Source organism: Chitinophaga sp. 01L420, from assembly GCF_056399985.1.
Window position 1 is genome coordinate 40,439 of sequence record NZ_JBFTSK010000058.1, and the last position, 12,080, is coordinate 52,518.

Genomic DNA, 12,080 nt, shown 5'->3' on the forward strand with positions numbered 1-12,080 from the left:
GCATGACAAATGCCGCGGTATTTATTTAGTTTTGCTCTAAAGCACAAAATTATGAGTTTTAAAGTATGGGTTCCCGTTGGGTTAGTGGTACTGTCAACTGCCCTGTTTGCATGCCATCAGGAAGCACCTAAAGAGGAGCAGTCCACCGGTACTTCCGCGGCTTTACAGGCGCCTTACAGCCAGGTGTTTTATGATTCCCTTGGCAATACCCTGTCGGCTTATTATCAACTGTCCGATGCGCTGGTAAAGGCAGATAGCACCGCTGCCAATGTGATTGCCGCCACATTGAAGCTTCATATAGATAGTTTACCGGTTACCCTTCTACAGATGGATAGCAGCCGTCTGAGCAATATTACCGGCATCACCGGTAGCATCAGTGCGGAGTTAACCGGTTTTGAAGGTGAAACAGGATTGGAAGGTAAACGTGCTTCTTTTCAGATGGTGTCAGATATGTTATTTGATCTTGTTAAGAATACCGGGTTAAAAGGGCATACCATCTATCATCAGTACTGCCCCATGGCATTTGATGACAAAGGTGCCTACTGGCTGAGCGACAAGCCAGGGATACAGAACCCTTACTTCGGACATAAAATGCTGACCTGTGGCGAAACCAGGGATACTTTGAGTTATAAATAACTTGTTGTTGAATCGTGAACAGTAAATCGTAAATTACTGGTATCTTTTTGCTGTTCATGATTTAACGGTATGTTCACACGATATGGTCCCTTTGTCTTATTCCTTTACTTGCTATGCTCCTTTAACGGAGTGCTGGGACAGCAATATACCGTTAGTGGGTTCATAAAAGACAGTACAAACGGCGAATCCCTGCCAGGAGCCACCATACAGGTTTTACACTCTTCTAACGGCGTACAGACCAACAATTACGGATTCTATTCCCTTACGCTGCCCGCCGGAAATTATATACTGCTTTACTCTTTTCTTGGTTTTGAATCCAAAGCCATCGCCCTTTCACTGAATGAAAATATTAACCAGAACCTGGAGTTGTATCCGCATTCCTACCAGGCGAAAGAGGTGGTGATTACCGACAAAAGAAAAGATGCCAACGTTAAAAGCACCGATATGGGCAGGGCAGAGCTATCTTCTCTGCAGGTAAAGAAGCTGCCGGCCCTGATGGGAGAGGTAGACGTACTCAAAGCCTTACAACTGATGCCTGGCGTACAGGCCGCCGGCGAAGGTAACGCCGGGTTTTATGTGCGTGGCGGCGGTCCGGATCAAAACCTCATCCTGCTGGATGAAGCGCCAGTATATAATACAGGTCATCTTTTCGGTTTCTTTTCTGTATTTAATGCAGATGCTATTCGTAATACCACACTCATCAAAGGCGGTATGCCTGCGAACTACGGCGGCCGGCTGTCTTCAGTAGTAGATATTTCCATGAAAGAAGGTAACAATAAAAATTTCCAGGGAGAAGGGGGAATTGGACTGATCTCATCCCGGCTCTCCTTCCAGGGGCCGCTGAAGAAAAACAAAGCCTCTTTTATTGTAAGCGGAAGACGTACTTATATAGACCTGCTCACAAAACCATTTATCAATAATACTGCCTATAAGGGGTCGGGCTATTATTTCTATGACCTGAATATAAAAATGAATTATATCTTTTCGGATAAAGACCGTATTTACCTCAGTGGCTATATCGGCAAAGATGTTTTCAGCTTCAATAACAGTGATCGTTCCTTTGATGTGAAGATCCCCTGGGGCAATACCACCGCTACTTTGAGATGGAACCATGTATTCAATAAAAAGCTATTTGCTAATACTTCCCTGATCTATAACGATTACAAATTTCAGTTCAGCGCGCTGCAGAATAATTTTGATATCCGGCTTTCCTCTGGTATCAGTGACGGTAACATAAAAACAGATTTCGATTACTATGCCAATGTGAATCATCATATCAAATTCGGCGGCAACTATATCCACCACACCTTTACCCCGTCTACGATTGGGGGGCAACAGGATAGTACTAAATTTTCCCCGGAAAATGCGTTTAAGAAATATGCCCACGAGGTAGCGCTGTACCTGATGGATGACTGGGAAATATCACCTCAGCTGCAACTGAATGCAGGTGTACGTTACAGCGGTTTTATGCAGATAGGACCATATACCCGTTATACCCGTGATGCTGCCGGCAATAAAACCGATAGCACAGTATATCGCCGGGGACAGTCGGTAATCAGCTATGGAGGCCTGGAGCCACGGATCATTTTGCGTTGGTCCTGGAACGATCAAAGTTCCGTGAAAGCAGCGGTGACCCGTAATTACCAGTTCATTCACCTGGTATCCAATGCCGGTACCACACTGCCTACTGATGTATGGGTGCCCAGTACCTACCTGGTAAAACCACAGGTGTCGTGGCAATACACCGCCGGGTACTTCCGTAATTTCAGCAACAATGCCTACGAGGCTTCTGCAGAAGTGTACTATAAGGATATGCATAACCAGATCGAATACCGTGAGGGGTATACGCCTTCTCTCGATGATCCCGAAAAGGATTTTGTGTTTGGGAAGGGGCAGGCTTATGGCCTGGAATTATTTGTCAATAAAAAGAAGGGACGATTTACAGGCTGGCTGGGTTATACACTGGCCTGGACCTGGCGTCAGTTTCCGGATTTAAACGATGGTAAGCGCTATCCGGCGAAATATGATCGCCGGCATGATCTGGCGCTGGTAGGCACTTACGACCTCAATAAGCATTGGAGTTTCTCCGGTATATTCATTTATGGTACTGGTAACACTACCACGTTACCGGAAACTTTCTATTTTATGGAAGCCACGTTGGTACAGGGTTATGGCAGCATCAATTCTTACCGGATGGCAGCTTATCACCGACTGGATCTGTCAGCTATTTATACGCCAACGCCTAAGAAGCCCAAGCGGCGTATTAAAAGCAGCTGGACGTTTTCTATCTATAACGTGTATAGCCGCAAGAATCCTTATTTTATTTATTTCGATCAGCGGGGAAGTCCGTTGAATGGAACGTTGGAGGTGAGTGCGAAGCAAGTGTCGTTGTTTCCGATTTTACCCTCGGTGACGTATAATTTTAGGTTCTAGGGAAGAAAAGATGGAAGCTTTATACAGGAATGGAGGCGGTACATATGGGTATTGGAGTGGAAATACACGATGGAAGGGGAGACTATTTCACCAGAGCGAATCTCATCAGGGTAAATATGGCGGCCACAATAGCAATAAACTGAGCTACCGTAAGCACGCCATAGTAGTCTTTCAAGTTAGATTTAGCATTTGCCAGATCTACTTTACTTGCCATCTGAGTGTCGATCTTAATCTCCAGGTGTTCTACCTTTGTGGCAATTGCATGGATGTCCTGTTTAAGCTCGCTTTTAATTGCTAGCATTTCGGATTTAAGCTCGCTCTTTGTTGACTGCAATTCGGCTTTGGTGGCCAGGAGTTCATCTTGTCTCGCCTCATGTCTTTCCCAAAAATCGCCAATCGCGGTTACAAATTCCAGCGCCTTGTTGTCTGGCAAATGCAGATCCTGTCTGACAAGATCATACAATTTTAAAGTTCCTGCATTCATATGTAATGTTTTTGTATTACACGAGTAAAATTAAGTTATTCTGGTTTTTAATATCCGGTTTTAAATAGATATTTCTTTTGGCTATATTATTTTTTTATTTAAAGGATTAATTTGTAAAAAGAATTATCGGGTTTGACCTTTTATGAAAAATATTAAACATGAGGCGAGGATGAGCGTGAGGAGGCTGTAGTAAAAAAAGGCTAAGCACTTGATGACTCTTCTGTCGCGGGTGTATCGTTGCTGCTGTTGCTCCTCGTACATAATAGCCGCCATGCCCAAATTCTTCTTCATCATTTTCTCCTCCGCGCTTTCATAAATCGCAATAATCAATTCTTTCGCCTTATCTTCCGGGACATACAATTCTTTCGTCAGTGTGTCGTACAGTTTAAAGTAATTTCTGATCATTGTATAATATCTTTAGTTTATAATTGTAAAAATAGCCCCTTTTTCAACTGTACCCACACCGCTGTATAAATATTTATTTTTAAAATCCTTAAGTTCAATGACATGGTAATCTAAAAGCTAACAAACTATTTCTTAACTTCGCAAACATTTTATAAAGGAAATATAGCCCATATGAAAAAGTATGGTGCTAACAGCAAAACGTATGATAAATATCACTTTTCCGGATGGCGCAGTTCGTCAGTATGAATCAGGAGTAACTGCATTGGACATTGCCAAATCCATCAGCGAAGGATTGGCACGCAAAGTATTGGCCGCAAATGTTAATGGGCAGGTAGTGGATGCTACGCGCCCGATTTTGACGGATAGCACGCTGCAACTGCTCACGTGGGTGGATAAAGATGGTAAGGCTACGATGTGGCATTCCTCCGCGCATTTGATGGCGGAAGCCCTGGAAGCCCTGTATCCCGGCGTAAAACTGGGTTATGGTCCTTCTATTGAGAATGGATTCTATTATGATATTGATTTAGGAGACCGTACTATTTCGGAAGAAGACCTGAGAAAGGTAGAAGCCAAGATGGTGGAGCTGTCTAAACAAAATAGCGTGTATGTGCGCAAAGAAGTTAGCAAGGCAGATGCACTGGCTTACTTTACAGAAAAAGGCGACCAGTACAAACTGGAAACCATCAACGAACTGGCAGATGGAAGTATTTCCTTCTATACCCAGGGCGGATTTACAGATCTGTGTCGCGGGCCACATATTCCGAATACCGGCTTTATCAAATCCATCAAGCTGACCAGCATTGCCGGTGCTTACTGGCGTGGCAGTGAAAAAAATAAGATGCTTACCCGCATCTACGGCATCACTTTCCCTAATCAGAAGGAACTGGATGAATACCTCACGCTGATTGAAGAGGCTAAAAAACGTGATCACCGTAAACTGGGTAAAGAACTGGAACTGTTCGCCTTCTCTGAGAAGGTGGGACTGGGTCTGCCTATGTGGTTACCTAAAGGAGCGATGCTGCGTGAACGCCTGCAACGTTTCCTCCAGGAAGCACAGCTGGCCAGCGGTTATCTGCCGGTAGTAACACCACATATCGGTAACAAAAATCTGTATATCACTTCTGGTCACTACGAAAAATATGGCAAGGATAGTTTTCAGCCCATCCATACACCGGAAGAAGGTGAGGAGTTTATGCTGAAACCAATGAACTGCCCACATCACTGTGAGCTGTATAAAGTGTCGCCAAAGTCTTACAAAGACTTACCGGTACGCTTTGCGGAATTCGGTACCGTGTACCGCTACGAGCAGCATGGTGAACTGCACGGATTAACACGTGTAAGAGGATTTACTCAGGATGATGCGCATTTGTTCTGCCGTCCTGACCAGGTGAAAGAAGAGTTCCAGAAAGTGATCGACCTGGTGATGTATGTATTCAACAGCTTAAGTTTTACAGAATATACCGCGCAGATTTCCCTGCGTCACAAAACTGACCGTGCTAAATACATGGGAACGGAAGAAAACTGGGAGCTGGCAGAAAGAGCGATCATCGAATCGGCCGCAGAGAAAGGCCTGAATACAGTAGTGGAGTATGACGAAGCTGCGTTCTATGGTCCTAAGCTGGACTTCATGGTAAAAGATGCACTGGGCCGTAAATGGCAGCTGGGTACCATCCAGGTGGATTATAACCTGCCAGAGCGTTTTGAACTGGAGTACATCGGAGCAGATAACCAGAAGCATCGTCCGGTAATGATTCACCGTGCGCCATTTGGTTCACTGGAAAGATTTATTGCAGTACTGATCGAGCATTGCGCCGGTAAGTTCCCGCTTTGGTTGGCTCCTACACAGGTAAAAATCCTGCCTATCAGCGACAAAAGCCAGGACTATGCAGAAAAAGTAGCAGAATTGCTAAAAAAAGCGGAAATTCGCGCTGAAATAGATGACAGAAGCGAAAAAATCGGTAAGAAGATCCGGGAAGCAGAGCTGGCAAAAATTCCGTACATGCTCGTACTTGGTGAAAAAGAAGCTGCCGATGAAGTAGTAGCCGTTCGTCGTCAATCTAAAGGTGATTTGGGAACTATGCAACTCGGACAATTTACAGCAATGATAAATGAAGAGGTGGCAAACCGGAAGCCAATAGAGTAACAACGTAAATGAATGTGGAAAAAAGGTATATAAAACAATGAACATTACTCAATTGAGGTATGTTTATTGCTATGATTTTCCCCTTATTTTTGTAAATATTGTTTTTGGTCCATGGACGATATGTGGACCATGGACTACAAAAGACAATTAATTAATTAATTTTATTTTTCTTAATGCAACAAAGACCCAGACCAAGTTTTGGCGGCAACAACCGGGGCAGAAACCCCAACTTCCGCAGGGAACAACAACAAGAACATCGCACCAACAGGATGATACGCGTTCCTGAGGTAAGGCTTGTAGGTGAAAATATTGAGGTAGGTGTCTACAGAACCGAGGAGGCGCTGAAAATGGCGGAGGAACAGGGTTTAGACCTGGTTGAGATTTCCCCGAATGCCGTGCCCCCCGTTTGTCGTATCATCGACTACAATAAATTCCTTTACGAAAAGAAGAAGAAGGAAAAGGAAATGAAGGCGAAGGCGCACAAAAGCGAAGTGAAAGAAATCCGCTTTACGCCCAATACCGATGACCATGACTTCGACTTTAAAGCCAAACATGCAGAAAGCTTCCTGAAAGACGGTAACAAGGTGRAAACCTACGTACAGTTTAAAGGTCGTGCGATCATGTTTAAAGAACGTGGCGAGTTAATTCTCCTGAAGTTTGCTGAAAGGCTGGCAGAAGTTGGTGGTTTGGAAAGTATGCCTACCATGGAAGGTAAGCGTATGATCGCCATCTTCGCTCCTAAAGCGGCTAAGAAGAAGGAAAAGGAACCTAAGGAACCAAGAGAACCGAGGGAACCAAGAGAGCCAAGAGAACCTAGAGAAGCAAAGGCACCTGTTACACCTCCACCAGCAGCTGATGCAGCACCGGCGGATGATGCTAACGCGTAGCCAATGGTTATATCTGATTAAGAAAAGCAGCACAACAGGGTGTTATACCCCGTTGCGCTGCTTTTTCTTTTGTCGGGTAGTATACTATTGTATCTCTTTTAATACTTTCCTGGCTTTTGAACGGATGCCCGGTGTAGGATTGTTTTCCAGCTGATCTTCAATCAGGAGGCGGATCTCGTTTTTGATCTCCGGGTAATCTTTTGCAAGATTAGCTAACACTGTCATGGAAAACGACTTTACCGCCACTGTTTCCAGCGGATCTTCCAGGAAGGCAAAGCAACTATTCATCACGGGGCCATGCAGGCTTTCCGGGATGGATAAGTTTTGCAATACCCCCAATACATTTCTTTTAACGGCTACAGGTACCCCTTCATCTTCCATTCTGCCTACGATGAGCGGCAGGTGAGGAGCAAGCAATGCCGGATGTTTGTCGGCAACAAAACGAACCACCCAGGCAGACCGTTGTACCACCCGGTATTCATCCTGCAGAAATAATTGCATGAGCTGATCAAAACGACTGGCATGGGAACCTATCCATTTCGCAATGCGAAGGGATTGTACGCGGGAATGTTCTGCTAATATTTCGGAACGTAAATCCATATTGCCGGCAATTTAATGCAAGCAATTTAATTACTGTGCTCCAGCAAATAGGATAATGTTTTATGGCGTATCCTGGCCACATCTTCCGGGTTTACCGGCTGATCTGTTTCTTTACCCATATCATCCCATATCCTGATCTGGATGTATTGCGAAAACAAAGGGTCATTGCGGAAAGCCAATGCTTCTTCTTCATTCATAGGGCCTCCCTGGTATTCCAGGGTTTGTTTGCTGGCTTCGGAAAGCGTATCGTAGTAAGCACTGTCAGACCAGGTCAGGTAACGTTTGGCGGCTACGTGGCTGCCCACCAGTTTAGCCATTCTTTCCGGAAAGCCGCACTCCAGCAGGTAAGCACTGCCCAGGTCATCATGCGCCAGACTACCATATTCGCCCATCTGTTCCGTGTGCTCAAAAAAATGACCAATGTCATGCAGGAACGCAGCTACAATCATTTCGTCATCAAACCCTGTCTTTTCCGCTATCAGCGCGGCTTGCATCATGTGCATCAGCATAGTTACCTCTTCGCCGTATTCCTCATTGCCGTAATTGTTGTACAGATCGAAGATTTGTTCGATGACGGAGTGTGCATGTAATTCGTTGTCGGTCATTTTCGTACGTTAATAAGGGTTAGTACTGTTTTTCATTGTATGCTGTGGCATTATCGCAAAAGTAATAGCTGTTGCCGCTATATCAGCATGCATATTGTTATATTTTTATTAAGACCTCATTATTGTTTGAAAGATGAATGTGCGGTAAGAAGGCACACATTTACAGGCGAAATAACATGGAGGAGGGATAATGTAATGCCTGACAGGAAGCACGGAATCAGCTTTTAGCTTTTAGCAGTTAGCTTTTAGCTTTTAGTAAATGCAGCGCAGATAATATCATGTTGGTTTTCGCTGCATTTACTAAAAGCTAAAAGCTAAAAGCTGATTCGCTATTCTTCTCCCGCTTCCTCACCATCGCCGTGACCAAGTATATCACGTACAGGTTTTACTGCCTGGTAAATACCGCGGTTGTATTTATTTCCTAAGATGATCAGGGTAGTAGAGTCTTGTACAAAACGATAAAATACCGTGTTATTGCCATGCCACCAGCCATTATGATAGATAATGTTTTTGGTACTGTCCGGATATACCATCAGGCGCCAGCCAAGACCGTAGTTACGTACGCCGGGCTTTTCATGGCTGTAAGGTGTATAGGCGGCTTTCAGGGTTGCAGCATTTAATAACTGCCCGGAATAGAGCGCCTGATCCCATTTAAGCATATCACGTGCACTGCTGTATATTCCTTTGTCGCCCATTACACCATCAAAGTAAGTATCTGGTTCAAACTGCCCGTTGTATTTATGGCTCTGGGTTTGGTGGGGACGTGCAGCAGAAGCAGGATCGTATACAAATGTATTCACCATGCCCAGGGGACGGAAGATGGTTTGTTCCATGAACTCCGCATATTTCTGTCCGCTTACTTTTTCAATGATAGAAGCCAGCAGGAGATAATTGGTATTGCAATACTGGAAATGCGTTCCCGGCAAATGTTGCATGGCGGGCTTATGTGCCTCCATTAGTTTGATCACTTCATCATTGGTGATGAAGCGTGATTCTTCTTTCCACAAACTATCACAAAAATACAGATAGTTAGGTAAGCCACTGCGGTGGCTTAGCAACATGCGAACATTGATTCCTTTATAAGGAAATTCGGGAAAGAATTTTTGCAAAGAGTCGTCCAGATTGAGTTTCTCTTTTTGTGCTAACCACAATACAGCCGCGCCGGTAAAGGTTTTTGAAACAGAGGCGAGTTGAAAAGAAGAACTGTCGATAACAGGTATTTTAGTTCTTGAATTCTCGTAACCATGATATTGTTCAAAAATGATAACGCCCTTTCTGGCTACCAGCATAGCACCGTTGAATCCGCTGCGTAATAATTTACCATTGTAAAATGCTTCCAGTTCATGTTGCATTTGTATGGTTCGGGGCGATTTCAATATCGCCTCTTTTTCTGCGGTGCTTAATCCCAGGGTATAAAGAGCGCTGTCTGATATTGTTTTTTTCCTTTCAGCTTCCCGTCTTGCTGCATTGCTCTGGCAACTTGATATTATTGCAATTCCCGATATAGTTAAGATGATACTTACTGCTTTCAATCGCTTCATTAGAGGAGTGTACTACTTTCTTAATTCAATATGACCCTTTAAAAATACAAAGCGCTAAATTTATGCCCAAAGTAAAAGACTGCCAAATAAATAGCCTGTTTTCAGATCCTTTTAATTGATTTTTAAGCTGAAATGCTGAAAAAACTTAAAAAAATGCCCCTGATAAGTGCCTTTTTTTGATAAAATCGAATTTGATCACACTACTATTTGAATATTCCCCAACATCGAGTAGGTTTGTGCCCTGTTTCCCCGCTATCAGCAATTATTAAGCCAATTGCAACATATAGATACACATATAATTTAGTATAATATTATGGACCAGCAAAAGTCGACAAGTTATCCGAAAGAGAAGATCAGCATTTTATTATTAGAGAATATCAGTGATGCTGCGGTAGCAGAATTTACCACCGCAGGGTATCATGTACGCAAATTGGCGGGCGCTCTGAGTGAAGATGATCTGATCAATGAGATCAAAGATGTGCATCTCCTGGGTATCCGTTCTAAAACCAAAGTAACCCGTAAAGTACTGGAATCGGCCAGGAAGTTGCAGGCGATTGGATGTTTTTGTATAGGTACCAACCAGGTGGACCTGAAAGCTGCCACTGAACATGGCGTAGCAGTATTCAATGCACCTTACTCCAATACCCGTTCCGTGGCTGAGCTGGTAATAGGATTGTCGATTATCCTGATTCGCCGTATTGTAGATAAAAACGCTGCTGCACATAACGGCATCTGGATGAAAGAAGCAACCGGCAGCTATGAACTCAGAGGTAAAACATTGGGTATAGTTGGTTATGGTAACATCGGCAGCCAGGTAAGTGTACTGGCAGAAGGGATGGGGATGAACGTTATCTACTACGATGCGGAAACCAAACTACCTTTAGGAAACGCGGAACAGATCCGTACCCTGAAGGAACTCTTTGGCAAATCAGATATCATTTCATTGCATGTGCCTTCCAGCAAAACTACCGCCAACATGATCACCAAGGAAGTGCTGGCAGATGCTAAACCAGGCGCCATCTTTATTAACTATGCACGTGGGGAAGTAGTAGACCTGGAAGCACTGAGAGATGCATTAACCAGCGGCCAGTTATCAGGTGCTGCCATTGATGTTTTCCCGGTAGAACCAGAAAAAAATGGTGCGGCATTCAGCACACCACTGCAGAAATTATCGAACGTCATTTTAACACCGCATATTGGTGGTAGCACAGAAGAAGCGCAGCATAATATTGGTCTGGATGTGAGCAGCAAAATGCTGAACTACCTGGAAAAAGGTGCCAGCTTTGGTTCTCATACGGTTCCTTCTATCAGTGTACCGCCCATTGAAAACACACATCGTATTCTGCATATTCATGAAAACGTGCCGGGTGTGTTATCGGCCATCAACACCGCTTTATCTGCCAATAAAATCAATATCCTGGGCCAGTACCTGAAAACCAACGACCAGATTGGTTACGTGGTGCTGGACGTAGATACGAAACTCTCTCAGGAAGCGCTTGCATTATTGAAAGAGGTAGCACACACGATTAAGACAAGATTGCTGTATTAAGCTGTCTTGTGCGAAAATTTTATGGAAAAGCAGGGATTGTTCCCTGCTTTTTGTTTTCTTCCAGAAGGATAGTTATTAACCATTTATTATCGTCTCTAAACCCATTGAAGTTGCCTTCGCTGACAGATGTGGCCAGTTACATCGCAAAGCACAAGCATCTGCCAGGTATCCCTGATGCAGCCGAAATCGCCCGGAATGGACAAGACCTGGGAGAAATGAACCGTAAGCTCCTGGAAAAGGTAGAAGAACTGACACTGTATATCATTCAGCAGGATAAAAGAAATAATGAGCAACAGGCACAGATAGATATGCTGATAAAACAGGTGAACAAATAATTATTCACCCGCTATATCTCCCTATTCACCGATTCTTTTTACTCATATGCGCTTTTTTTGAGCATATTTTGAAAATTCTTTGTTAACCTTGTACTGCAACTGAAAAAAATAGCACATGAAAATGAACAGGGCACTGATAACCGGAGCTGGTTTAATAGCCGGGCTTTTGTTATATGTAAATGCTTCCGCGCAAGATAGTGAACCAAATAAATGGGCCCCGGCCAACATTAAAATTGACGGACAGGCCACAGAATGGCCCAAACCCCTGCAGTTCTATAACAACGTTACTAAGTTATTTTACACCATAGCCAACGATCAGGAAAATATATACGTAATCGTGAGTGTACCCGATCCGCAAAGCCAGATGAAAATCATGCGTTCCGGTATTACGGTTTCGTTAAATGCCACTGGTAAAAAGAAAGGAGGTGCCTCCATTACTTTCCCGCTTACGGAGAATGTAAG

The 12,080-nt window shown here is 43.9% G+C and carries 12 protein-coding genes; 7 read left to right on the forward strand and 5 right to left on the reverse strand.

Annotation, left to right across the window (positions count from 1 at the left end; all coding sequences use genetic code 11):
- The first annotated feature begins 51 nt into the window (after positions 1–51).
- Both AC1DP6_RS32775 and AC1DP6_RS32780 read left to right on the forward strand, forming a co-directional pair.
- Positions 52–636 carry a DUF3347 domain-containing protein gene (locus AC1DP6_RS32775; protein WP_477058639.1) on the forward strand — a complete coding sequence of 195 codons (585 nt, stop codon included), beginning with the start codon at positions 52–54 and terminating at the stop codon, positions 634–636.
- Between the two features lie 69 nt (positions 637–705).
- The gene (locus AC1DP6_RS32780; protein ID WP_477058640.1) at positions 706–3,069 is read left to right on the forward strand and encodes a TonB-dependent receptor; all 2,364 of its coding nucleotides are present in this window, start codon (positions 706–708) and stop codon (positions 3,067–3,069) included.
- Between the two features lie 82 nt (positions 3,070–3,151).
- On the opposite strand, the gene AC1DP6_RS32785 is transcribed toward AC1DP6_RS32780, so the two are convergent.
- A complete protein-coding gene (locus tag AC1DP6_RS32785) occupies positions 3,152–3,553 on the reverse strand; it encodes a hypothetical protein (protein ID WP_477058641.1) in 402 nt (133 codons plus the stop codon).
- Between the two features lie 123 nt (positions 3,554–3,676).
- Positions 3,677–3,958, reverse strand: coding sequence for a hypothetical protein (locus AC1DP6_RS32790; protein ID WP_477058642.1), 282 nt, complete (start codon positions 3,956–3,958; stop codon positions 3,677–3,679).
- A gap of 202 nt (positions 3,959–4,160) precedes the next feature.
- Between AC1DP6_RS32790 and thrS the strand changes: the two genes are divergently transcribed.
- Positions 4,161–6,101, forward strand: coding sequence for a threonine--tRNA ligase (gene thrS / locus AC1DP6_RS32795; protein WP_477058643.1), 1,941 nt, complete (start codon positions 4,161–4,163; stop codon positions 6,099–6,101).
- 173 nt (positions 6,102–6,274) lie between these two features.
- Positions 6,275–6,988, forward strand: a complete 714-nt coding sequence (gene infC / locus AC1DP6_RS32800; protein WP_477058644.1) for a translation initiation factor IF-3 — start codon at positions 6,275–6,277, stop codon at positions 6,986–6,988.
- A gap of 84 nt (positions 6,989–7,072) precedes the next feature.
- Here the strand turns inward: infC and AC1DP6_RS32805 are convergent, their stop codons facing one another.
- The 3 genes from AC1DP6_RS32805 to AC1DP6_RS32815 all read right to left on the reverse strand — a co-directional run bounded on the left by AC1DP6_RS32805 (position 7,073) and on the right by AC1DP6_RS32815 (position 9,734).
- Positions 7,073–7,588 (reverse strand): hypothetical protein, encoded by a 516-nt coding sequence (locus tag AC1DP6_RS32805; RefSeq protein ID WP_477058645.1) that lies wholly within the window; start codon positions 7,586–7,588, stop codon positions 7,073–7,075.
- 26 nt (positions 7,589–7,614) lie between these two features.
- Entirely contained in the window at positions 7,615–8,193 is a 579-nt protein-coding gene (locus AC1DP6_RS32810) for an HD domain-containing protein (RefSeq protein WP_477058646.1), read from the reverse strand.
- Positions 8,194–8,522: 329 nt separating this feature from the next.
- Positions 8,523–9,734, reverse strand: a complete 1,212-nt coding sequence (locus tag AC1DP6_RS32815) for a serine hydrolase domain-containing protein (protein ID WP_477058647.1) — start codon at positions 9,732–9,734, stop codon at positions 8,523–8,525.
- A 313-nt stretch (positions 9,735–10,047) separates the two neighbouring features.
- Between AC1DP6_RS32815 and serA the strand changes: the two genes are divergently transcribed.
- The 3 genes from serA to AC1DP6_RS32830 form a co-directional block, all read left to right on the forward strand.
- Positions 10,048–11,283: a phosphoglycerate dehydrogenase gene (serA, locus tag AC1DP6_RS32820; RefSeq protein WP_477026462.1), complete on the forward strand. Its 1,236-nt coding sequence runs from the start codon at positions 10,048–10,050 to the stop codon at positions 11,281–11,283.
- A gap of 8 nt (positions 11,284–11,291) precedes the next feature.
- Positions 11,292–11,618 carry a hypothetical protein gene (locus AC1DP6_RS32825; RefSeq protein WP_477058648.1) on the forward strand — a complete coding sequence of 109 codons (327 nt, stop codon included), beginning with the start codon at positions 11,292–11,294 and terminating at the stop codon, positions 11,616–11,618.
- A 115-nt stretch (positions 11,619–11,733) separates the two neighbouring features.
- Positions 11,734–12,080 (forward strand): hypothetical protein (locus AC1DP6_RS32830; RefSeq protein WP_477058649.1); only part of this gene is annotated, 347 nt, incomplete at its 3' end.